23 protein-coding genes are annotated in these 21,998 nt (G+C 47.5%); 7 read left to right on the plus strand and 16 right to left on the minus strand.

The annotated features are described in order from the left end of the window. Nucleotides 1–24 precede the first annotated feature (24 nt). From RSC70_RS11770 to RSC70_RS11810, 9 genes are all read right to left on the minus strand, one after another. Nucleotides 25–1,944, minus strand: a complete 1,920-nt coding sequence (locus tag RSC70_RS11770) for a BglG family transcription antiterminator (RefSeq protein WP_332542501.1) — start codon at nt 1,942–1,944, stop codon at nt 25–27. A 371-nt stretch (nt 1,945–2,315) separates the two neighbouring features. Beyond that, nucleotides 2,316–3,056, minus strand: coding sequence for a 2-dehydro-3-deoxy-phosphogluconate aldolase (gene dagF, locus RSC70_RS11775; RefSeq protein ID WP_282814997.1), 741 nt, complete (start codon nt 3,054–3,056; stop codon nt 2,316–2,318). A 16-nt stretch (nt 3,057–3,072) separates the two neighbouring features. Continuing rightward, nucleotides 3,073–4,185, minus strand: a complete 1,113-nt coding sequence (locus tag RSC70_RS11780) for a DgaE family pyridoxal phosphate-dependent ammonia lyase (RefSeq protein ID WP_282814998.1) — start codon at nt 4,183–4,185, stop codon at nt 3,073–3,075. Then, nucleotides 4,175–5,308 carry an amidohydrolase/deacetylase family metallohydrolase gene (locus RSC70_RS11785; protein ID WP_234618509.1) on the minus strand — a complete coding sequence of 378 codons (1,134 nt, stop codon included), beginning with the start codon at nt 5,306–5,308 and terminating at the stop codon, nt 4,175–4,177. The genes RSC70_RS11780 and RSC70_RS11785 overlap by 11 nt, the downstream gene beginning before the upstream one ends. 76 nt (nt 5,309–5,384) lie before the next feature. Next, a complete protein-coding gene (locus RSC70_RS11790; RefSeq protein WP_025801114.1) occupies nt 5,385–6,032 on the minus strand; it encodes a DUF4310 family protein in 648 nt (215 codons plus the stop codon). A gap of 18 nt (nt 6,033–6,050) precedes the next feature. After that, a complete protein-coding gene (locus RSC70_RS11795) occupies nt 6,051–6,827 on the minus strand; it encodes a DUF4311 domain-containing protein (protein ID WP_025801113.1) in 777 nt (258 codons plus the stop codon). 170 nt (nt 6,828–6,997) lie between these two features. Then, nucleotides 6,998–7,297, minus strand: a complete 300-nt coding sequence (locus RSC70_RS11800) for a DUF4312 family protein (RefSeq protein WP_025801112.1) — start codon at nt 7,295–7,297, stop codon at nt 6,998–7,000. 3 nt (nt 7,298–7,300) lie between these two features. Then, the gene (locus RSC70_RS11805; RefSeq protein WP_040047142.1) at nt 7,301–7,663 is read right to left on the minus strand and encodes a glycine-rich SFCGS family protein; all 363 of its coding nucleotides are present in this window, start codon (nt 7,661–7,663) and stop codon (nt 7,301–7,303) included. 2 nt (nt 7,664–7,665) lie between these two features. Then, entirely contained in the window at nt 7,666–8,013 is a 348-nt protein-coding gene (locus RSC70_RS11810) for a transcriptional regulator (protein WP_040047141.1), read from the minus strand. A gap of 430 nt (nt 8,014–8,443) precedes the next feature. On the opposite strand from RSC70_RS11810, the gene rnk reads away from it, so the two are divergent. Together rnk and RSC70_RS11820 are read left to right on the plus strand one after the other, a co-directional pair. Beyond that, complete coding sequence (gene rnk, locus RSC70_RS11815; protein WP_040047140.1) at nt 8,444–8,854, plus strand: nucleoside diphosphate kinase regulator; 411 nt, start codon at nt 8,444–8,446, stop codon at nt 8,852–8,854. Nucleotides 8,855–9,011: 157 nt separating this feature from the next. Next, on the plus strand, nt 9,012–10,103 hold the full coding sequence (locus RSC70_RS11820) for a transglutaminase-like domain-containing protein (protein WP_130932845.1): 1,092 nt from the start codon (nt 9,012–9,014) through the stop codon (nt 10,101–10,103). A gap of 61 nt (nt 10,104–10,164) precedes the next feature. On the opposite strand, the gene RSC70_RS11825 is transcribed toward RSC70_RS11820, so the two are convergent. The 3 genes from RSC70_RS11825 to pmbA form a co-directional block, all read right to left on the minus strand. Beyond that, entirely contained in the window at nt 10,165–10,665 is a 501-nt protein-coding gene (locus RSC70_RS11825) for a cytochrome b/b6 domain-containing protein (protein WP_227741627.1), read from the minus strand. A gap of 14 nt (nt 10,666–10,679) precedes the next feature. Continuing rightward, entirely contained in the window at nt 10,680–11,072 is a 393-nt protein-coding gene (gene cybC, locus RSC70_RS11830) for a cytochrome b562 (RefSeq protein WP_025801106.1), read from the minus strand. A gap of 455 nt (nt 11,073–11,527) precedes the next feature. Then, nucleotides 11,528–12,868: a metalloprotease PmbA gene (pmbA, locus tag RSC70_RS11835; protein WP_130998257.1), complete on the minus strand. Its 1,341-nt coding sequence runs from the start codon at nt 12,866–12,868 to the stop codon at nt 11,528–11,530. 188 nt (nt 12,869–13,056) lie between these two features. Between pmbA and yjgA the strand changes: the two genes are divergently transcribed. Further along, entirely contained in the window at nt 13,057–13,614 is a 558-nt protein-coding gene (gene yjgA / locus RSC70_RS11840) for a ribosome biogenesis factor YjgA (protein ID WP_025801104.1), read from the plus strand. Nucleotides 13,615–13,697: 83 nt separating this feature from the next. Here the strand turns inward: yjgA and RSC70_RS11845 are convergent, their stop codons facing one another. From RSC70_RS11845 to RSC70_RS11860, 4 genes are all read right to left on the minus strand, one after another. Continuing rightward, nucleotides 13,698–13,976 carry a barstar family protein gene (locus RSC70_RS11845; RefSeq protein WP_025801103.1) on the minus strand — a complete coding sequence of 93 codons (279 nt, stop codon included), beginning with the start codon at nt 13,974–13,976 and terminating at the stop codon, nt 13,698–13,700. Nucleotides 13,977–13,981: 5 nt separating this feature from the next. After that, a complete protein-coding gene (locus RSC70_RS11850; protein ID WP_040047136.1) occupies nt 13,982–14,440 on the minus strand; it encodes a ribonuclease domain-containing protein in 459 nt (152 codons plus the stop codon). A gap of 256 nt (nt 14,441–14,696) precedes the next feature. Further along, nucleotides 14,697–16,157, minus strand: coding sequence for an NAD-dependent succinate-semialdehyde dehydrogenase (locus RSC70_RS11855; RefSeq protein WP_165490637.1), 1,461 nt, complete (start codon nt 16,155–16,157; stop codon nt 14,697–14,699). Nucleotides 16,158–16,370: 213 nt separating this feature from the next. After that, nucleotides 16,371–16,685 carry an HdeA/HdeB family chaperone gene (locus RSC70_RS11860; RefSeq protein ID WP_040047134.1) on the minus strand — a complete coding sequence of 105 codons (315 nt, stop codon included), beginning with the start codon at nt 16,683–16,685 and terminating at the stop codon, nt 16,371–16,373. A gap of 714 nt (nt 16,686–17,399) precedes the next feature. Between RSC70_RS11860 and hha the strand changes: the two genes are divergently transcribed. The 4 genes from hha to glsA all read left to right on the plus strand — a co-directional run bounded on the left by hha (nt 17,400) and on the right by glsA (nt 21,978). Beyond that, a complete protein-coding gene (hha, locus tag RSC70_RS11865; RefSeq protein WP_234619845.1) occupies nt 17,400–17,609 on the plus strand; it encodes a hemolysin expression modulator Hha in 210 nt (69 codons plus the stop codon). A gap of 222 nt (nt 17,610–17,831) precedes the next feature. Beyond that, complete coding sequence (locus tag RSC70_RS11870; protein WP_234619844.1) at nt 17,832–19,232, plus strand: glutamate decarboxylase; 1,401 nt, start codon at nt 17,832–17,834, stop codon at nt 19,230–19,232. 152 nt (nt 19,233–19,384) lie between these two features. Beyond that, nucleotides 19,385–20,932 (plus strand): glutamate:gamma-aminobutyrate antiporter, encoded by a 1,548-nt coding sequence (gadC, locus tag RSC70_RS11875; protein WP_040047132.1) that lies wholly within the window; start codon nt 19,385–19,387, stop codon nt 20,930–20,932. A gap of 107 nt (nt 20,933–21,039) precedes the next feature. Beyond that, a complete protein-coding gene (gene glsA, locus RSC70_RS11880; RefSeq protein ID WP_332542507.1) occupies nt 21,040–21,978 on the plus strand; it encodes a glutaminase A in 939 nt (312 codons plus the stop codon). Nucleotides 21,979–21,998: the final 20 nt, after the last annotated feature.

A 21,998-nucleotide genomic window follows, 5' to 3' on the forward strand; every position in this document is an offset into this window, starting at 1 on the left:
TTTTCTGTGATCAACAAGATGAGATTAACTTCGGCTCAAACAATCCATCGCAATATCCCTAAACTGCTCAAAGTCAGTGCTGGCCAACAGTCGCCCTACGGCACGCTCTCGCATAAAGGTCACGAACAAGTCGTAAATAGCCATCGCCTCTTCATAATCCTGTTTGCTAATGGCGAGCAGAAAAATCACATGCGCCGTTTCGTTCTCGCCCCAACGCACGCCTTGCGGAGCAAGCACGGTGTAAATCACCGTTTTCTTGGCCAGCAATCCTAATGAATGGGGTAGCGCAATACCCTCGCCCAGCATCGTAGACACAATGCCTTCACGCTCAACCAGCGAAGGATGAAAATCTGCGTCGACGTACCCTTCCTGCTGGATTTGATGGCAAATACGGGCAAACAAATCCGCCTGCGAAACAGGCTCATGCAAGACACAGAAATGAGTCGCATCAAAAAATTTTTCCAACATATAAGGCTTGGTACGATCGACTAAGACCAGCTTAGCCAACTGCTCTAACTGAAAACTGGTTGGGAAAGGTGCTACGGTGACAACCGGTTTATTCTTCTCAGGCACCTTCGCCATGGAGATAACAAAGTCTTCTTCGATATGCTCGAGCTTTTCATACTCTCTTAGCGAATCAACCTGATTGACGATCAGCTGTGGAAACTCACGTTTCAGCTTGGTTTCCAGCAAGCGCAACGTAGACATACCGGAATCACAGACCAGCAGCGCCTGCGGATGACGCTCGTAACCAATGTCATAATGGCGCTCCAACCCCACGCCGATGTGCAAAACCAGATAGCCAATTTCATTATCGGTAATGGTATAGGGCATATTTTTACCCCAACTCGACACCGCAGCCAGCGTCACATCATAGGCTAATGGATAATGCTGTTTGATATGCTCAAGCAGAGGGTTAGGGATATTTATCTGGTACTTAGCGCGAGTCATCATCGTTGCAATATGCGACAGCAAATCGCTGCTCAGTTGCTCATCGTCACGTAAATCGTAGTTATAATGCTCGTTGATAAAGCTAAGAATATGGCTTACCAGCGCATGGTTTTCATCGCCATCAATATTTTGCAGGCTGCTGGCATCCGTGATGCGTCGGGCAGCAATTTGCACGCTCAGATAGGCTACTTCGGTTTCAGGAATACCGCAGCCAAATCGCTCTTCCAGATAACGGGCAACGTCACGCGCGGCCTGAGTAAACACCGGTTCTACGTCGCTAACATCCAATATATCTAACAGAAAACCGGTGCGAATACGGTGCAAAATAATGCCGCAATAAATCAGTAGCTGCTGCTCAGCTTCATCCGTTAAACGGATATGATACTGCTGCATGGTGAGATGCAATTGTTCGCGCAGTTGGGCAATATCAATTTCAGGTAATACTTTGCCTCGCAGCTCGCCAAACAGCGGATCGCCCGCAGGATACTGAAACAACAGGTTTGCCAAACAGGCGCGCACCGCGTTCTCACGGCCAAACAGCTTCATACCATAGTGCGGCTTACTTTCTATCGTTAATCCGTACTTACCCACCATGTCACGCACATCGGCCATATCACTTTGCAATGATGCTCGACTAACAAACCAGCTGTCCGCCACATCATCGAGTTTGATTGGCTCACCCTGCGCCAAAAAACGCAGCAATAGATGCGTTACACGATCTTTTGCCGAGCGCGGTACGCTTCGCGTCGCTCGACTTTGCTGCTGTAGCAGTGAAAAACGGTCGGCATCATGCACATCTAACCGGTAGCCGCTGCCCCGTAAATGCACAAACTCGGCACCATATTGGCTCAGGATATCGTTCAACGCGGTGACGTCGGTTCGCACGGTTCGAGTTGAGACAGCAAAACGCCGCGCTAGCTCCTCTTGAGGCAACGTTTCCTCAAGAAGCGCATCAAACACCTGATTTAAACGAGGATAAGGAAATGAGATCATGCTAATACCGCTGCTAACTTACTGATGGACGCAACCCTGCGCAAAAAAATCATAGAGAAAACCAAATATGCAGAGGCAATTTATGGACCAACTTTACACTGATGTATCAAATCATACGGTGAATGGTTGCATTGGAATTATATCGTTCACTAGCAGATGCAGACAGGCAAGTAATGTGATCTAACGGGCAGAATTCGGAATTACTTCGCGGCGAGAAAAAAGAGAATGGCTGAAAACAACCTTAAAATTTACCTCACCCTATCCCTGCTCAAAAGTGGGAATCATTCATATTCGTTTAATGGCGCTCGATCGGCTCTTCCTTCTACCAACAAGGGCGACTGGGAGAAGCTATCTCTCCCAGCCCAAAAAGACTAGCCCACCAGCTTCTTCACCATCCCCAGCAACCGCGCAACATCTTCCGGACGCGTATTCCCCGAGGCTTTATCAATGATCGAACTGTAGATATGCGGGATCACTTTTTCTACGCCAGCATCCAGCGCAATTTTCAGGATCGCTTCAAAGTTATCCAGATCGATCCCGCCCGTTGGCTCTAGCCAGAAATTCTGTTTCGCACAGGCTTTAGCCACATACTCAAACTCTTCACGGCATTTCAACCCGCCCATTGGGAAGTATTTCACCGAGCTGCCGCCCATATCCTGTAATAGCGCAATCGCAGACTCGACAGGCACAATCGCATCAGGTCCTTGGCAGCTCAGCGGGCCGGTAGAGATCTTCACCTGCCCAACCGTGCCGGTAGGCGATACTAAACCATTCACCACCGATGCATTCTGCCCAAGCATTCCACGGCTGGTGCCCACGCCGGTAAATACCTGATTCACATGCTGTGGCTGCACCTCAGCTGAAATCTGCGACACCATCAGTGATTGGTTAGGATCTCCGGCCCCCAGTCCCACGGACAGCGCATTATTAATCAGCGCTGAGTACTCTTTCATATCCGCAACGGCAGAAGAAACATCGGGATAATCTTTCGATAGCACCCCAACCAGCACATAGCCTTCGGCGGCTTCATAAATTTCGCGGGCGTTCTCTTTGGAACCCGCCAACACGTTCAGGCAAACACGATTTTTATAAAATTTAGGTGTCAGTTGCATCAGTTAACTCCCTTAATTAGAACAATGCTTTAATACACTGGTAAACGGTATGCAGCTGCTCGGCGCTAACGCTACGCACGTCCACTTCGATTTTTCCTTCGTTGGCCTTGTAGCCACGGAAATAAATCGCGGGATCGCCGTTCTTCAAACGATCAACGATCTCCTGCGTGCTGATCCCCAGCGCCGCATGATCGAACGCGATTTCAGTACGAGCAATATCGCGACCGGCGCTGTCCCAAACGACTTTTGCCTGTACGCCGTTAAGTGAATTCAGGTTCTCGATGAACGCCGTCATTTTTTCGACCATCTGCTGGCCGCTCTCTTTTTCAAGCGTCATATAGCTGGCGATGGCCTGAGTCAGGCCAAGAATGCCCTCTTTACCCACTTTCATCGCACGCCCAATCCCATTGGACTGAAGCTTCACCCACTCAACATACTGCTGCTTACCGATCACCAAACCACTGGTTGGGCCTTCAATCGCCTTAGCACCGCTATAAATCACCAGATCGGCACCCATATGGTAATAGCACTGCAAATCCTCTTCCGCCGCCGCATCAACAATAAGCGGTAGCTGGTGAGCTTTCGCGACTTCAGCGGCCTGTGCCACATTCAGCATGCTTTTCTGCACACAGTGATGGGATTTGATATACAGAATGGCGGCCGTATTGGGCGTAATCGCCGCAGACAGCTGTGCTGGTGAACATTCATTGGCATATCCCGCCTCACGCAGCGTACCTCCGCCCAATTGCACCATGGTGCCCACCGGCGCACCAAAGTTCACGTTATGGCCTTTTGGCACTACGATCTCGCTGGGAACATCATGCGGATGCGCATGCAGGTTTTCCAAACGGTACAGATTATCTTTAACGATTACCGCAGCCACCGACTGAGCGATTCCCGCAGAAGCGCAAGACACCACCACTGCATCTTCCACGCCAAGCAAATCAGCAATATAGCGACCGGTTTTATTCACCAAATCTTTGACTTCAAAATAGTGATTCAGGCCAAAATTGACGGCTTCAACCACATCTTCGCGCGGCGTCGATACGCCCAAAATGGTCATACGGCCTGAAGTATTGATCACCGTTTTCAGGTTATATTTCTGGTAGATAGACTGATTAGAAGACATTTCTGGATTCTCCATCCTGAGTAAGCATTGGCTGCCCTGCCACAACGGCGGCCAGCGGCAGGATTAGGGTTTGCCCGCTCCTGCTTTGTTGTTCCGAGTCTGCAAAAACCTGCGCCTGTTCAACCACATCAAAGATCGTAAAGTCAGCGTCGCAGCCCACGGCTAAGCGGCCTTTATTTGGCAAACGCAGCGCCTGAGCGGCATTGGCGGTGACGCAGTTGATGATTTGTGGCAACGAGAGCCCGACCAGCAGGAATTTAGACATCACGTAGGCCAGGCTATAAACCGGCCCCTTGATACGATTTTTACAGTAGATATCTGAGCTAATGGTGTGCGGGTAAATCCCCTGCGCGATAGCCACTTCAGCCACATCAAAACTAAAGCTGGCGCTACCGTGCCCAACATCGAGTAAAACACCACGATTCAACGCGCGCTTCACCGCACTGCGTAGCTCCCCTTCAGGGGTCAGAATGCGGTTCGGTTTGCCGTTATAGCAGTGGGTAATGATGTCACCCTGAGTCAGTAAATCAGCAATGTCATCGAGGTTTGGTGGATTGTTACCGATGTGCACCATCAGCGGTAAACCGCCGTTGTTGGCCTGAATTTCTTTGGCTCGCACCAGTGGCTGAATCCCATTTTGCTGCACCACGCTGCTGCTCATTCGCGCCTTAATACCGACCACAAAGCCTTGATGCGCCCGAATCGCCTTATGCGCCAGCGCATCATCAATATCATTCATATCTCCCAGCTCATTTTGGCGCAGCAGGCCAATGCGAGAGATGTTCAGAAAGGCAAACACGTTGGTTTTAGCGCTACGTGTTAGGCGATAAAACTCATCGATGTCATCAGCGCCGGTGCTTCCCGCATCAACAACGGAGGTCACGCCGCTGGAAACACCCACCAGATCGGGCTCATCGTTATAAATGGGAGAGGAGGGATAACAGTGGGTATGGGAATCAATCCAGCCTGCGCTGAGGAAATATCGGCCTTGCAGATCGATTGTTCTCGCTGCCGTCGCGTTATGTTCCAGCGAGCCTAGCGCCGCAATTTTTCCCTCTTTGACAGCAATATCCACCACGCTGCCGTCGGCACATTTTCCCTGTTTAATGATTAAATCGTACATCGCACACCTTCTTACTTCTTAGTTCAGGTGAAGAATGTCCCGCGCCACGGCGCGGGCATTGAGGAGATTTGAATAGTTAAATCGCGACTGGGAAAATTGAGCCAAAAATCATGGCACCCAGAATTGCACCACCGGTGATCGGCTTCTGCCAGAGATAGAACAACAGAGCGCCAATCAGTGAGCCGATACCAATAGGAATCGACGCGGTAATCGCAGACAGAATAATCAACGGCCCCAAGAAGCGACCGGAAGCATTCCCCGCGCCCATCATGACGTCAGCACCGTAGGTTGAGTTGCTCTGATTGATGGTAAATTTACGTGCCAGAATAATCAGGTAGCCAATCGCTAAACCAATGGCCAAGCCGGTTGCCAGCGAAGCGCCAAAGTTCTCTACTGGATAAGCAAAGCCAGCCCCGAGTAGCAGTGCAGGAACCCCTAAACCAACGCCGGTTTGGATAGCACCGCCGATATCCAAAATTCCCACCAGAGAACCTTCGATAATACGCGCAAACAGGAAGCTCGCTCCGAATGCCGCTACCGCACCGTAAGAGCCGGTATCAATGCCCGCACGCAGCATGGAAACAAACGCCACTTCGTTAAATGCACCGATGCCATACAGGTAGTACATATGCGTACCGGCGAACACACCGGCAGAGAGCAAGCCAACAAAGATCGGGAATGACCAGTCGGCGTACCAGAAGTTATTCTTTAATTTCTCGTCCATTATCTGCACTCCGCCTGATTATTTGCCGCTAAGGGTGTTATGGATTTGGTCTAACCAGAACGGCACACCAAGATGGAAGGACTCCAGCATTTTCATGTCGAAACCACGGAAGAACCCGCTCAGCACAAACAGCAGCACGATAACCGCCATCATGATCTTAGTGACCTTGTTCCAACCGCTCTCTTCCACGCCTTTACCAATCAGGATGCCCAATACCAAACCGGGTACGGCGTTCCCCATGATAAGCTGCGCCAAACCACCGAAGATCGTGGCCCAGAAGCCAGAGCGACGTCCTGCATCAATGGCGGCTAACCAGAAAATTACCGGCATCACGGTATTCACCAGCAGGTTCGCCGCAGGAACCAACACCTTGACGGCGGTGATTTGCAACGCGGCGGGTACCGCCGAAGCCGTTGAGTTCAGGAAAGCAACCACAATCACACCGATGATGCCGCAGGCAATCGCCATCTTTTTAGGATCGTGCATGGTAGTGGCTAAGTCGCGGTTTTTCATCAGCAATACGGCTGCACCCCAGTTAGGGATGATGCGGTGATCGACGTCCTGCGTGAATGCACCGGCGGCAACGGAAGATGCCCAAGCGTTAAAGAAGAAGCCTAAGCCAAAAGAGAAATGCGAAGCCGGATCGCCCTCGCAGGAGTTCAACTCACCTAAAGTACGAAACGCCCCCATACCCTGAACCGTGGGTGCATGAAACATACGCGCAGCCCCTGCGCCAACCCCCACGCCAACCAATCCGCCGATAATAATCGACTTCAGGAGGATAATTAGAAACATCAGCATATTCCTTATAATGTTATATACCCTTCGCCTTGCAAACTGCTGCTTTTGGCATGCATGCTGAAAACGATGGAGTACAGGAGAACATTAAATAATTAATATTCTCCTATTGTGATAATACACTGGAGTGGTTATACCCCTGTTATATTTGGCACAGCGCCAAGTATTTAGGGCATTAATTTAAAATCAATTTTATCGGTATCGACCGTCGTCATATTCACCGTAACGTCAATGGTTACAGAATAGAGGTATTTCTTTCTTGGCAAGAAAAAGAAAAGAAACTTTTCGGTCGTTATTTTCTCTTCTGCCTTTATGACTTTAATATCGACTGGTTCAATTCTGAGGAATACTTTTTTTGACTCCCGCAGTAATGCACCCTGAACGCTACTTAAAGCGGCGGCAAAAGCTTTTTGCTTGGTATCACTTTTACCACTGACGGTTACCGTCGTCGTGATATTTTCTTTCATAAATTAGCAACCGTATTTTTTTGCATACGCTTCAACTAATCTCTGGCCTAACTCTTCTTTATCCATAAAGCCAAAACCCAGCACGTTATAGCCTTCGTTAATTGCGGTTACGCCTTCTTCAACCGAGCGCATACCATATTTTGCTTTATAGCCATGCTTAGTTTGAGCCGTAATTGCACCAGCGCCGCCGCTGCCGCAGAAAGAGATCCCCAGGTTCGCTTCTTCTTTCTTCATTACGTCGCCCAGCTTCATATCAGCCGCAACCCCTGGGATGACAACTGCAACACCGCCAGCAGCTTCGACACCCTGTCCCACTTTCTGACCTTTACCCAGACGATCACCGATTACCACCTTAATTGCAGTCATGATTATTCTCCCGTTACACAACTTAATTCATTTTCTTTGGCCACTTCAAAGTGGACAGATAATAAATGTGCTTCTTCATAAGCTAGATTATTAAACCAGCTAACAACCTGCTCTGCTAAATTTAGAGATAAAGGCGAAATTTCATCGAAGAGAGAAATATCGACTTCAGGTAATGCTTCACCCGTATGAGAACGTAACACCATGGCTTTAACGTGCGAAAATAACATCTGTTTTTGCACGTCATTAGGATAAATACCTTTATCCGTAAGCAGGCTGACAACTTTTTCAAGCGTCGTATTAGTTTCTGATTCTACTATTTTCTCATCCACTGAGAGTTGTTGTTCTGCCACGCCTTCTCTCCCCTATTATTCATTTCAACCGGAGCGTTATCTCTGTTGATGTTTGTACCCTACCGCGGATAAATAAAAGTGAGCAGAGGGTCTTTTTCCAATTCAAACTGGAAATTAATGCCAAAAACCATTTCCAGTTCAAATTTCGTTTAAAGTTCGGCAGTGGAAAATATTTTATTCCCTGATTTATCAGGAAAAAACAGTTGAGAGGTTATAAACCCGGATAGATTTTGATACTATCAAAGAGTCGGATATAGACTGTCCGATTCGTGATACAGCTCACTTTTAAAAATCTGGCAAGCTATCTATTATCACGTTATAGAAATTTAGAAGAACTCTGAACCCTTGCGCTTACGGGCGCGAGGGTTTTCTTTTGACACAAGACAACAAGAACAGGAAAGCCTCCTGTCTACCTTACATGGAGAGAACTATGTCACGACCAGCCATTATTCTGAACGAACTCGATGCTGCCCGCTTAGACACGCTGCTTGAGCAGCCCGCTTTCGCCAGCCTGCCGGTCGCTGAAGCATTAAACAATGAGCTCGATCGCGCTGAAATGCTCAGCCCTGCAAACATGCCTGCTGACGTGGTGACCATGAACAGCCGGGTTAAATTCCGCGACCTCTCTTCCAAAGAAGAACACGTGCGCACGCTGGTTTATCCTGCCAACCTGAAAGACAGCGCAACTCAGCTGTCGGTCATGGCACCTATCGGCGCCGCATTACTCGGCTTACGCGTGGGCGATGCTATTACATGGGAACTGCCGAACGGCCAGAAAACCCATATCGAAGTCTTGGAATTACAGTATCAGCCAGAAGCGGCCGGTGAATATCATCGTTAATCATCACCATCCGTAATCATATTTAACGAGTAAAATATCTCTCTCACCTCGCTGGGTTAGCGGTTGGCTTCAGGCAAACAGAAACGGCGGATGAAAATAGGGAAGCCACAGCGGACTCGCTGGCTTCCTTTTCCTACAACATCAACTTGGGAAATTCATGAACAGACGTCGTTTTCTCCGCCTCAGCGCTGCCGTTCCTTTCATTGCTTCGGCTCTTATGGGCGTTAACCCCGCTAACGCAGCAAATGAAACCAAAGACTGGAACCATTATCGCGTCACAACACAGGTTGATATTCCTGCAACCAACGAAGCGGTGCAGCTGTGGCTGCCATTGCCCGCTACCCGCTTAGGCGACTATCAACGCGCTCAAACGCCACACTGGAAAGTGTCAGACGATGGCAAGGCCAAGCTGATGCTGATAAAACCATATAATACGCTGGTGCTGCATGTCACTTGGCCTACCACAGCCAACCAACATAGCGTGACCATGACGCAAAGCGTGAGCACTCGCAATCGCCATATCGACCTTAAAACTCCACCGGCTAATCCCGTTAAGCTAACAGCAGAAGAAATGGCGCTCTATTTGCAGCCAACGCGCTATTTACCAACCGATGGCATCGTGGCTAAAACAGCCAATAAAATCATTCAAGGACGCGGCGACAACAACATCGATCGCGCCAAAATGATCTATGACTGGGTGGTGGCTAACACCCAACGAGACCCGAAAACCCAGGGCTGCGGTGACGGCAACGTTAAGCAAATGCTCGACAGCGGCAACCTTTCTGGCAAATGTGCCGACATCAATGCGCTGTTTGTAGCGCTGGCACGCTCGGTTGGGATTCCTGCTCGCGATGCCTACGGCGTGCGTTTGGGCAAATCAGACATGGGCTTTAACAGCCTAGGCAAAGATGGCGATATCACCAAAGCCCAGCACTGCCGCGCAGAGTTTTATATGGAAGGTTATGGTTGGATCCCGGTCGATCCTGCGGATGTACGCAAAGTGATGTTGGAAGAACAAGCCGGCGGTCTACCGTTTAGCGATCCTAAGGTGCAAAAAGCCAACGACTGGATGTTTGGCGGTTGGGAGATGAACTGGATGGCCTACAATCATGCCCATGACCTCAAACTGCCAGGCACTCAAGATCAGGCGGCTTATCTGATGTATCCACAGGCGCAGGTCGGGGATAAAAAACTGGATAGTTTGAAACCAGACACATTTAAATACTCGATTAACAGCGTGAAACTTTAATCGTCGCGCAACGCCAATCCTCTCCTCACGCGAAGAGAGGGTTGGACGTTTACCAAATCGCTCACCGCTTACCCGGCAACATGGCGCGTACCAAGTCTTTACGCAGCCAAATCGACATCGCAATCACCGCCACAATATGTACACAAACTAGCGCCGTGACCGCGTTCACTAACCAATAATGCCAATCATCGACCGGATAGAGATCGATGAAATCCGTATCTTGTGCCCAGCCGGTGAGGGCCACTAGCGGCAACAAAATCCAGAACAGCCAAATCCCAATAGCGCCTAGCGGATTATGATGTAGCTCGGATGGGGAAGTTCGCGTTTTCAACTCGCGAAAATGGTTCTTCAGAGATGAGGGCGTTGGAACAATCGCAGACAAACGCGCAGGGCCTTTAGCGAAAGTCAGTCCCCACAGCAAGCGCAGGATCACCAGACTCGCCACGGCAAGCCCAATCCCCTGATGCCAGTCGCTGCCCGGCTTGGTGACATGCAGGCGGTTAAGCAAAAAGCCCAACGCTACGCCCCAATGAGTGACGCGCACCACGATGTCCCAACGCATCCCCCGCGCCATAATTACTTATACTTCTTATGGTAAGCGTTTCGCGTATCTTTAAATTTCTCAGCGGCGGCTTTAGCCTGCTCAAACTGGCCAGCATCAGCGAGTTTCTCAGCATCGTTGATTTGGCCAATGAGAATATCTAGCCCATGGCGAAAATCAGTCATTTTCGCGCCATCAGCGGGCTCTTTTTCCAGCTTGGGCGGAGTGCCTTTTTGTGCCTCTTGAGCCCCTGCCTTCATGCCTTCCAGCGCTTTCTTAAACTCTTGCGGGTTATCCGTCTTTAACGCAGTTTTATAGTTGCTGGCGATGGTATCCATGGCATCACCCACATCTTCTCCAGCTGCATAGGCCAAAGAGCTCCCCATCAACATTGCCGCACTTGCCAATACCAGTAATGTTTTACGCATCTTATTTTATCCTTACGTATTGATAACATTTGCTCACGTTTATCAACATAGAGAGTAGGGGCGGGATGTGCAAGATATGAAAGAGGAATTTACGTTTATTGACGGGGTATCAACATCTCTGCGGATGACTGACCCCCTCCCAACCTCCCCCTTCGCAGGGGGAGGAGCCGATCGTGATTCTTACAGACTACACAGAACAGTACCCTCCCCTGCAAAGGGGAGGGTTAGGGTGGGGTCGATAACTGTTGATGAAACTACCCTCTGACAGGGCGAGGAGCCGATCGTGATTCTTACAGACTACACAGAACAGTACCCTCCCCTGCAAAGGGGAGGGTTAGGGTGGGGTCGATAACTGTTGATGAAACTACCCTCTGACAGGGCGAGGAGCGATCGAGATTCTTACAAACTTCGCTGAACAGTCCCCTCCCCTGTGAAGGGGAGGGTTAGGGTGGGGTCTATTCCCCCGCGATCTTCATCGCTTCCAGCAGCGCCGAGCCGCACTGAATATTACTGCGCAGTTCGATGTCATCACCCATCGTGACCAGATTCGACCACATATCTTTCAGATTACCGGCAATCGTCACTTCGCTAACTGGATACTGGATTTCACCATTCTCAACCCAGAAACCCGCCGCTCCGCGAGAATAATCACCGGTTACGCCGCTCACGCCTTGACCCATCAGCTCTGTCACTAAGAAGCCGGTGCCCATTTTCTTCAGCATATCCTCAAAGCCCAAACCTTGGCCCGCGATACGCCAGTTATGAATACCACCCGCGTGCCCAGTGCTTTGCATACCCAGCTTACGTGCTGAATAGCTGGTCATCAGCCAAGTCTGTAACACACCATTTTCGACAATGTTGCGTTCCACGGTGCGCACGCCTTCGCTGTCAAACGGCGTTGAGGCCATGCCTTTCAGCAGATGCGGCTGTTCATTGATGGTCAGCCATTCAGGCAAAATCTGTTTACCAAGGCTATCGAGTAGGAAGGTTGATTTGCGATAAACGCTGCTGCCGCTAATCGCGCCCACGAGATGACCAAATAGCCCCGTAGCCACTTCTGCTGCAAACATAATCGGCGCTTCCATAGTCGGCAGGCGACGCGGCGCTAAACGTGAAAGCGTACGGCGAGCGCACTCTTCACCAACCCACTCAGGCGTTTTCAGATCGTTGATATCACGCGCAATGGTGTATGCATAATCGCGTTCCATATCACCTTCATGCTCGGCAATCACGCAACTAGAAAGCGAATGACGGCTGGAGCTATAGCTTTGCAGCATACCGTGGCTGTTACCAAAAACTTTGATGCCATAGTGGCTGTTAAAGCTGCCGCCTTCGGTATTAGTAATACGCGGGTCAAACTGCAAAGAAGTCTGCTCGGCACGTGCCGCTAATTCAATACCGCGCTCCGCGTCCAACTCTGCTGGGTGGAACAGATCAAGATCCGGCGCATCAAACGCCAGCAGCTCTTTATCTGCGGGACCAGCAAACGGATCGGGAGAGGTATAACGCGCAATATCCAGCGCGGCCTGCACGGTGCGGGCAATTGCATCAGGGCTCAGGTCGGTCGACGACGCGCTACCTTTACGCTGCTGGTGATAAACGGTGATGCCTAAAGCACCATCGCTGTTAAATTCAACATTTTCAACTTCGCCAAAACGGGTGCTAATACTGATACCGGTGGTTTTGGTGACGGCCACTTCGGCGGCATCGGCGCCGACTTTAGCCAGTTCCAACGCCTGTGCAACCGCGTTTTCCAGCGTCTTGCGTTGTTCTGCAACCTGAGTGATTACTTTCATCAATCTGCCATAATTATCAGAAATGGATTAAACCACCGGCGCAATCATCGCCGTAGGCCGTTATGATAGGCACCTTAACGTGCCTGTTTCTAAAGCTTAGCTAGTTCTGAGTTTATCAGGAACTGAGATCAATTTCGCACAATCGCTACAACCTGATAGGATTAGCGTCTTTTTTTAAGGAATCAGATATGCAGAAGCATCCAGACGAAGACTGGTTAGACGAAGTACCCGAAAACGACATTGATAAAGACGAAGACGACGAGATCATCTGGGTCAGCAAAAGCGAGATCAAACGCGATGCGGAAGCCTTGAAAGATCTTGGCGCAGAGCTGGTTGATCTCGGCAAAAATGCGCTGGATAAAATCCCGCTGGACGTCGATCTGCGTGCTGCCATTGAACTGGCGCAGCGCATTAAAAAAGAAGGCCGCCGCCGCCAGCTACAGCTAATTGGTAAAATGCTGCGTCAACGCGACCCAGAGCCAATCCAAACGGCGCTAGATAAACTCAACAACCGCCACAACCAGCAGGTCGCTCTGTTCCATAAACTGGAACAAATTCGTGACCGTTTGATTGATGAAGGCGATGACGTGATTGCGGTTGTATTGGATCTCTATCCACAAGCCGATCGTCAGCAGCTACGTTCGCTGATCCGCAATGCGAAGAAAGAGAAAGCGACCAATAAGCCGCCTAAGTCAGCACGCCAGATTTTCCAATATCTGCGCGAACTGTCTGAAGAAAGCGAGTAATGGCGCCCCTGCCAGTGCATCTTTCAGCTCAGCGGATTACCGCTTGAAAGGTGCACTGTTGCAGACGTCGTTGTACGTGCGCCCTAAAGGGCTTTTTCTGCAGTATTAAAACGTAGCGCCCCTTCCAGCTCCTCTTCGGCTTCTTCAAAAAGCAGAACCAGCGCGGCAAAGCGACGTTTTTTATGGCCGTTAAAATTCACGAACTCAATTTCTACCGGTAATTTGATGCCCGCCGTCACCACATCCCAGAGCGCATCAAGGTTGTTGCCAAACTCACTATCAAGAGAAAATGCTTGGCTAAACTGACGGTAAAATGCCGGAAGATCGGCAATATGATTAAAATCGAACTTAACTTTATTCATGCTGATCACTCCATTTTAGTAAAGTTGCGATAGTGATCTCGCGTTACGTAAATCAGCCCATCATTAGAGTAGATCAACCGATCGGCCTGCCGACGCCCACAGCGGTAATTAACATCAGCTTCTCGCCACACGCGCTTAGCTTTTTGAGGTAAGCGTTTTTCACGATTCGAAAAACGATCGCCGCCAATCGCTTTGCCGGGGAGCACGCTACATAAATTCCCCGCGCTAGGCTCCCACCCTTCCGCTCTGGCCTGTTTTTTCGTGATGTAAAAACTAGGCAGTCGCTGATGTTCGCGTAAGTAGCTGATAACACGATCCTGTTTGGTGAGCTGCTCAATATCTTCTGACGTTGAGGCTGATTGCCCTTCATTGCTGCTACTGCTGCTGGCGGCCTGACTATTAAGAAATGCCACCCCGCTCAATGCCAGAATAATCAGTAATCCTGTCCATAAACGCTTTGCCATACATCCTCACCCAACCATTGCATAAAAGATCTAACTAAAATAATTGCGAAAAATGAAGCACAGATGAAACCCACATTTTTATTTTAGGCCGCTTGATCAACGTGATTACGCAGAACTGAGCAACCAGCCCTCGTACTTATCATAATCGCAGAATAGGGAAACACCAGTAGGTATGGACTGAACAAATAGGAAAATAACGTAGAGTTTGTCTTATAAGGGCGAAATACGTAAACACACGCAGTTCGCCCGTCAGGATTTAGAGGTTACCGAGGTGCAACGTTTTCACTTCCATAAACTCTTCCAGACCCAGCGTGGAGCCCTCACGGCCCAGTCCAGACTCTTTCACACCGCCAAATGGCGCGAGCTCCGTTGAGACCGAACATTCATTAATGCCGATCATCCCGCTTTCCAATAATTCGGACACGCGGAACACACGCGAAAGATTTTGAGTATAGAAATAGGCCGCTAAACCAAACGGCGTATCGTTGGCACGTTTGATCACTTCATCTTCAGTTTTGAAACGATAGCAGGCAGCAACAGGACCGAAGGTCTCTTCCGATGCCATCAGCATGTCTTCGTTAGCTTCAGCAATCAGCGTTGGTTGGAAGAAATTGCCGCCCAGCGCATGGCGCTGACCACCCACAATCACTTTCCCGCCGTTTTCTAAAGCATCTTTGACGTGTTGCTCCACTTTATCCACGCCCTTCTCGCTGACCAGCGGGCCAACATTCACGCCATCGTCCATGCCATTGCCCACTTTCAGCTTACGTACTTCATCCGCCAAACGACTAACAAACGTATCGTAAATGCTGTCGTGAAGATATATACGGTTGATGCAGACGCACACTTGACCCGCATTACGGAACTTATTCGCCATCACACCTTTAATTGCAGCATCTAAATCAGCGTCTTCAAAAACGATGAATGGCGCATTACCACCCAGCTCCATTGACACCTTTTTCATGGTTTCAGCGGCATTACGCACCAAGGTTTTACCTACGCCCGTTGAACCGGTAAACGAGATTTTACGCACGTCTTTGCTGGCCATAATCACGTCGCTGATAGCCAGCGTATCCCCCGACACCGCGTTCAAAACACCATCTGGAACACCCGCTTTCTGTGCCAGCGCCAGCAGTGCAAAGGCACACAGCGGAGTTTCATTGGCTGGTTTAATCAAACCGGTACAGCCCGCAGCAAGAGCAGGGCCTAATTTGCGCGTTAGCATCGCTAACGGGAAGTTCCACGGCGTGATCGCGGCCACTACCCCAACAGGTTCACGCGTAGCCCATATGCGCGACCCCGGTTTCACCGGTGGGATTATCTCACCGTTGGCACGCTTGGCCTCTTCGGCAAACCACTGAATAAAGCTGGCGGCATAATCTACTTCACCCAATGCTTCTTTAAGCGGCTTACCCTGCTCTGCCACCATCAGTTCGGCCAAAAATGGCTTATTTTCAACGATCAGGTGATACCAATTCTGTAGGATTTCAGAGCGTTGCTTGGCCGTCGTTTTACGCCATGCAGGTAATGCTTCACTGGCTGCACGAATCGCTGCCTGAGTCTCTTTTTGTCCTGCATTGGCGACTTTAGCTACCACTTCACCTGTTGCTGGGTTAGTGACTTCATAGGTATTCGAGGCGTCCTGCCATTGACCAGCAACAAAGAAGCCGGTTTTAAAGAATTCATTTTTCTTAAGTTTTTCGTGTAATGGGTTCACTTCTGCCTCCAGAATCGCCGCGATACTCACAAATGAGGTTCACTGTGAGTGGTAAAAAAAATGCACACCGAAGAGTATAGAGGAAGATTTTTGAGGTGGAGAGAAGAAGTCGATGAATTTTAACAGGTGCTAGCTATATTCCTTATTTTAGTCAAGGAACGTTATTATTTGCCAAGCCTAAGAAATCTTAGCGCTTGGCATTAGATTTAAATCTTAGTGCGCAACTAAATCCTGCAATTTGTTTTTAAACTCATAGACTTTTTTGTCTTGGTTTTTCTTACAGAATTCAACCATAGGCGGCACAGCAATAACGGCTGATTCACGCAAAGAAACAGAATCACCGCCTTTATAGTCGGTGACATCATCAAGCATAAAGAAGGCAATCGGAGCCATAGCTTTAGGATTTAGATCGAGAAATTCTTTGCAGCTCATATTCTTAGGTGTCATATCTACATTAGCAGCAAAGGTTGAGCTCAGGGGAATAAACAATGCAGCAGAAAGAGTGGCAACAAGGATTGATTTTTTCATAAAAACCTCAAGTGAATAATGATGAGTTATTGATAAAATAACAATACATTTTAAAATAAGAAACTCAAATAAATAAATGAATCCGTTTAAATAGAGTTTATTAACTATTCATTAGATATGAGATAACAATAGATAAGAATTAACATAATTTCCAACCGATACCTTATGAATTATCTGACACTTGTAATCCACAACCTACGCTTTTTTAGCGTCTACCCTATAGACGATAGCACCTCATGAATTTATCATATTCATCGTAACGTTAAGATATATAAAAAACATAAACCTGATTTAAGTTAATGTCCTTCATTAACCTCTAATAAAAATAAATTCATCGTAACCAGTTGCCGAAACATGCGTATCACTATGTAGAGCTGTGCGCTAACGTACATGATAAACCTGTTAAATAATGCAAGGGTGTTTTGTGAAGATTATATATATTTTTATTATCGGATTTATGTTCATACCCTCCCTACATTCAGACCATGAGCATAGCACACACAAAGTCTCACTTACCTATCTCATTCATAAGGTAAACATAAAAGATGCCACAAAGAGCATCATGAACAGCTCATTGTTAAGTAATAAGAAATGCTTATCCTTGACGTTAAGATGTTCTACAAAATACATGCACTAAAAGATATTTTATCTCATGAAAAATCACCTTTATAAAAATATCAGAATAGATAAGAAATAAAACAGAGCACCATTATCATGAAGAAAACAAAACAAGATTGGCTGTTACAACTTCGCCGTTGCACATGCAAGGACACTTTAGAAAAAGTTATTGAGGCTAATAACTATAAACTAAATAATGACGAAATTATCATTTTTTATTCGGCTGCAGATCATCGGCTTGCTGAAATAACAATGAATAAACTCTACGATAAAATCCCTACTAGCGTCTGGTCTTTTGTAAGATAGTGAAACTATTTCCACTTAAATCAAAATGCAACATCCTACAAGCGTAGGAATATGACTTCATTTCCAGATGACTTATCCGAGAGCGCTAAGCTGAATACTCTCATGGCGAAAATAAGAACATCTTCGTTGATTAAACTGAGAACAATAATAATGTCTAATCATGTCACTGGAGTGAATCTAGTATCTAGCTTAAATATGACATCAAACTTTTAGAGGTAATAAATGAATAATAAACAAACGCTGAAATGCAATGATGGACTAGACGATGTTTACGCTTCCATTGAATTAGCATCTTCATTGCCAAAAACAAAATTCCCAGCCCAAGAACATGACCCTCGTAATATTTTTAACGCAGTGCGCGATGAATTAATGTTAGACGGCAATTCTCGTCAAAATTTGGCAACCTTTTGCCAAACATGGGTTGATGAAGAAATTCGTGATTTGATGGATTTATCAATTGATAAAAACATGATTGATAAAGATGAATATCCACAAACGGCCGAAATTGAAACTCGCTGTGTTCACATGCTAGCTGACCTTTGGAACTCTCCAACACCTGAAACCACGCTAGGCTGCTCTACTATTGGCTCATCAGAAGCCGCCATGTTGGGTGGATTAGCACTTAAGTGGCAGTGGCGCAAAAAGCGTGCAGCCTTAGGCCTATCAACCGATAAACCAAACTTGATCTGTGGCCCAGTACAGATTTGCTGGCATAAATTCGCTCGCTATTTTGATGTTGAACTGCGTGAAATCCCGCTGCAAGGCGATCGTCTCATTATGAGCCCAGAAGAAGTCCTTAAGCGCGTCGACGAAAATACCATTGGCGTAGTGCCAACGCTCGGCGTCACTTTCACGTGCCAATATGAGCCTGTTAAGCAAGTTCATGACGCCCTCGATCAGCTACAGAAAGAAACGGGTCTGGATATCCCAATGCACATTGATGGCGCGAGTGGTGGCTTCTTAGCCCCATTCTGCGCACCCGATCTTGAGTGGGATTTCCGTTTACCTCGCGTAAAATCCATTAATGCTTCCGGCCACAAATTCGGCCTTGCTCCACTAGGGACTGGCTGGGTTGTTTGGCGTGAAGCGGCTGACCTACCGCAAGAACTTATTTTCAACGTTAATTATCTTGGTGGTGACATGCCAACCTTCGCGCTGAATTTCTCGCGCCCAGGCGGCCAAATTATTGCGCAGTATTACAACTTCTTGCGTTTAGGCCGCGAAGGCTATGCCAAAATTCACAATGCCTGTTATTCAACGGCCCAATATTTAGCCCAAGAAATTGAAAAACTTGGCCCATTCGAAATGATCTTTGATGGTGATTGCGAAAAAGGCATCCCTGCACTTGCTTGGAAGCTTAAAGACGACTCCTCTACAAATGGCTATACCCTATATGACTTGGCTGACAGACTACGCAGCCGTGGTTGGCAGGTGCCAGCTTATTCCATGCCGGCTGAGCGTGAAGACCTCGTGGTTCAACGCATTTTAGTGCGACATGGCGTTAGCCGCGATCTTGGTAGCCTACTGATTGATGATATGAAGCGGGCGCTTGATTATTTCGAAAAACATCCAGTAAGCCATGCTCTATCGGAAAAAGAAGCCAGCGGATTTAATCACGGTTAAATTCTATTGGTTTTTCCTATGATTACTTAATCAATAATTTCATTAGATTTAGAAAATCTAGGCCTCCCTATATTTAAAAGGCAACAGCTGCCCTTTCATAACTATATTCCGTAAGGAATAGAGAGGGTAATTGTTGTTTCAAGGAAATAACAATGGCGAATATAAAAGCCTCTCCGGTGACAAACCAATTATCGTTATTAGGCTTCTTTGCTATAACGGCATCAATGGTTATGGCAGTATATGAATATCCCACTTTTGCAACCTCAGGATTTAGCTTAGTCTTCTTTCTGCTGCTCGGTGGTATTTTATGGTTTATTCCCGTAGGCCTATGTGCTGCTGAAATGGCCACGGTTGAAGGCTGGGAAGAAGGCGGCGTTTTTACTTGGGTATCTAAGACTCTCGGCGAGCGATGGGGGTTTGCCGCAATCTCATTTGGATATCTGCAAATTGCTGTAGGCTTTATCCCGATGCTGTATTTTATTTTAGGTGCTTTATCCTTCATCCTAAAATGGCCAGCGCTCAATGAAGATCCGATAACAAAGACTATTGCTGGATTAATTATCCTCTGGGCATTAGCGATTACTCAGTTCAGCGGCACAAAATACACCGCACGCATTGCAAAAATCGGTTTCTTTGCGGGTATTTTACTACCTGCACTAATTCTGGTTGTTTTGGCCATTAGCTATTTAGCAAGTGGTGCTCCGTTACAGATTGAAATGAGCACAGCGACCTTCTTTCCTGATTTCACACAAATCGGAACATTGGTTGTATTTGTTGCCTTCATTCTGAGCTACATGGGCGTTGAAGCGTCAGCAACGCACGTCAACGAAATGAAAAACCCAGGTCGCGATTACCCTATTGCGATGATACTGCTGATGATTGCCGCTATTTGCTTAAGCTCAATCGGCGGACTTTCTGTTGCTTCCGTTATTCCACATAATGACATTAACTTGTCTAGCGGTGTCGTCCAGACATTCAACGTGCTTATTTCACATTACGGCCCCGGTTTTGAATGGGCAACTCGTATCATTGCTGCACTGCTGATGCTGGGTGTTTTAGCCGAAGTTGCGTCTTGGATCGTCGGGCCTTCACGCGGTATGTTTGTCACCGCACAAAAGGGCATACTTCCTAAAAGCTTTGCGAAAGTGAACAAGAACGGTGTACCTGTTGCATTAGTTATTTCTCAATTGGCTATTACGACCATTGCGTTAACTATTCTGACGAACACCGGTGGCGGCAGCAATATGTCGTTCCTAATCGCATTGTCATTAACAGTGGTTATTTATCTCTGCAGCTACTTCATGTTGTTCTTGGGTTATATTCAATTAATCCGTAAACAACCTGATAAAAAGCGCGCATTCCATATCCCTGGCGGCAAGAACTTCAAAATACTTATTGCTGTTGTTGGACTAGTAATTTCAATACTGGCTTTCATTGTTTCATTCTTCCCGCCAAGTTCATTACCGGGCGGTGAGGCAAATGATGTCTACGTTGAACTGTTGGTTGTTAGCTTCCTCATTGTATTGTCCATACCTTTCATCGTTTATGCATTGCATACAAAGAAAGGGAAAACAACCAATGCAACCCTAGTACCCATCAAATCTCACAACGCGCCAGAAGGACATTTCTTCATGCACCCACGCGCACGTTCAACACATCACTTTGTCGTTGGCAGCGAAAAGAAAATTGATAGCAAATAGCTAGCGTTTTTCCTTCAGATAAATGCAACTCCTTGAAACGCCTAATTCACTCATTAGGCGTTTCTTACTCTTTAGAGACTATAATATTTCACTGTAGGGTTAACTTTATGACTATGGTTCTAAGTAATGTACAAGATGCATTGGTGAACGCCTATTCACAATTCTCAACGCTCAAGGGCGGGGAAAACGCAAACTATATTCCTTATTTAGCTAGCATCCCAAATAACGTCTCATCCATGGCTATTGTCACCGTTGATGGCGATATTCTGTCTCAGGGCGATTCTGACTTCAGGTTTGCTTTAGAGTCTATTTCAAAAGTATGTTCGCTTGCCTTAGCACTCGAAGACGTAGGACCAGCAGAGGTGCAAAACAAAATTGGAACCGATCCGACGGGGCTACCCTTTAATTCAGTGATTGCATTGGAATTGCATAACGGAAAGCCCTTATCGCCATTGGTTAACGCGGGTGCTATGTCTACCGTTAGCCTCCTTAAAGCAAACAGTAGCGAACATCGATGGGAACGTATTCTCGATATTCAGCAACAGCTAGCCGGCGCGCCGATTTCATTGTGCGAAGAACTTAATCACTCAGAGCAAACCACTAACTTTCATAATAGAGCCATTGCATGGCTGCTTTATTCTGCCGATGCCATGTATTGTGATCCCATGGAGGCCTGCGATGTGTATACCCGTCAGTGCTCAACATTAGTTAATACCGTTGAGCTTGCGACGATGGCGGCCACCTTTGCCGCTGGCGGTATAAATCCAATTACCCAGAAAAAAGTATTAACCGCAGAAAATATTCCCTTCCTGCTTGCTGAAATGACCATGGAGGGAATGTATGGAAGCTCTGGCGATTGGGCTTATACCGTTGGCTTGCCTGCAAAAAGCGGCGTCGGTGGTGGGATTTTAACGGTAGTTCCGGGTGTGATGGGAATTGCGGCATTCTCTCCACCGCTTGATGCCATGGGCAACAGCGTTCGAGGTCAAAAGATGACTGCATCCTTCACCCAGCAGTTGGGTTATAACCTGTATAAAAATCGCTAAGATTCAGCGCTACTGTTTCT

The organism is Hafnia sp. (assembly GCF_036648275.1).
Classification (GTDB): Bacteria; Pseudomonadota; Gammaproteobacteria; order Enterobacterales; family Enterobacteriaceae; genus Hafnia; species Hafnia alvei.

Coding starts and splice junctions, on each gene's coding strand:
- dagF (WP_282814997.1), bottom strand. CDS start 3,056: ATGCAACTGACACCTAAATTTTATAAAAATCGTGTTTGCCTGAACGTG.
- RSC70_RS11805 (WP_040047142.1), bottom strand. CDS start 7,663: ATGACTGCAATTAAGGTGGTAATCGGTGATCGTCTGGGTAAAGGTCAG.
- cybC (WP_025801106.1), bottom strand. CDS start 11,072: ATGCGTAAAACATTACTGGTATTGGCAAGTGCGGCAATGTTGATGGGG.
- RSC70_RS11785 (WP_234618509.1), bottom strand. CDS start 5,308: ATGTACGATTTAATCATTAAACAGGGAAAATGTGCCGACGGCAGCGTG.
- RSC70_RS11770 (WP_332542501.1), bottom strand. CDS start 1,944: ATGATCTCATTTCCTTATCCTCGTTTAAATCAGGTGTTTGATGCGCTT.
- pmbA (WP_130998257.1), bottom strand. CDS start 12,868: ATGAAAGTAATCACTCAGGTTGCAGAACAACGCAAGACGCTGGAAAAC.
- RSC70_RS11795 (WP_025801113.1), bottom strand. CDS start 6,827: ATGTTTCTAATTATCCTCCTGAAGTCGATTATTATCGGCGGATTGGTT.
- RSC70_RS11860 (WP_040047134.1), bottom strand. CDS start 16,685: ATGAAAAAATCAATCCTTGTTGCCACTCTTTCTGCTGCATTGTTTATT.
- gadC (WP_040047132.1), top strand. CDS start 19,385: ATGGCGAATATAAAAGCCTCTCCGGTGACAAACCAATTATCGTTATTA.
- hha (WP_234619845.1), top strand. CDS start 17,400: ATGAAGAAAACAAAACAAGATTGGCTGTTACAACTTCGCCGTTGCACA.
- glsA (WP_332542507.1), top strand. CDS start 21,040: ATGACTATGGTTCTAAGTAATGTACAAGATGCATTGGTGAACGCCTAT.
- yjgA (WP_025801104.1), top strand. CDS start 13,057: ATGCAGAAGCATCCAGACGAAGACTGGTTAGACGAAGTACCCGAAAAC.
- RSC70_RS11845 (WP_025801103.1), bottom strand. CDS start 13,976: ATGAATAAAGTTAAGTTCGATTTTAATCATATTGCCGATCTTCCGGCA.
- RSC70_RS11820 (WP_130932845.1), top strand. CDS start 9,012: ATGAACAGACGTCGTTTTCTCCGCCTCAGCGCTGCCGTTCCTTTCATT.
- RSC70_RS11790 (WP_025801114.1), bottom strand. CDS start 6,032: ATGGACGAGAAATTAAAGAATAACTTCTGGTACGCCGACTGGTCATTC.
- RSC70_RS11800 (WP_025801112.1), bottom strand. CDS start 7,297: ATGAAAGAAAATATCACGACGACGGTAACCGTCAGTGGTAAAAGTGAT.
- RSC70_RS11870 (WP_234619844.1), top strand. CDS start 17,832: ATGAATAATAAACAAACGCTGAAATGCAATGATGGACTAGACGATGTT.
- RSC70_RS11850 (WP_040047136.1), bottom strand. CDS start 14,440: ATGGCAAAGCGTTTATGGACAGGATTACTGATTATTCTGGCATTGAGC.
- RSC70_RS11825 (WP_227741627.1), bottom strand. CDS start 10,665: ATGCGTTGGGACATCGTGGTGCGCGTCACTCATTGGGGCGTAGCGTTG.
- rnk (WP_040047140.1), top strand. CDS start 8,444: ATGTCACGACCAGCCATTATTCTGAACGAACTCGATGCTGCCCGCTTA.
- RSC70_RS11780 (WP_282814998.1), bottom strand. CDS start 4,185: ATGTCTTCTAATCAGTCTATCTACCAGAAATATAACCTGAAAACGGTG.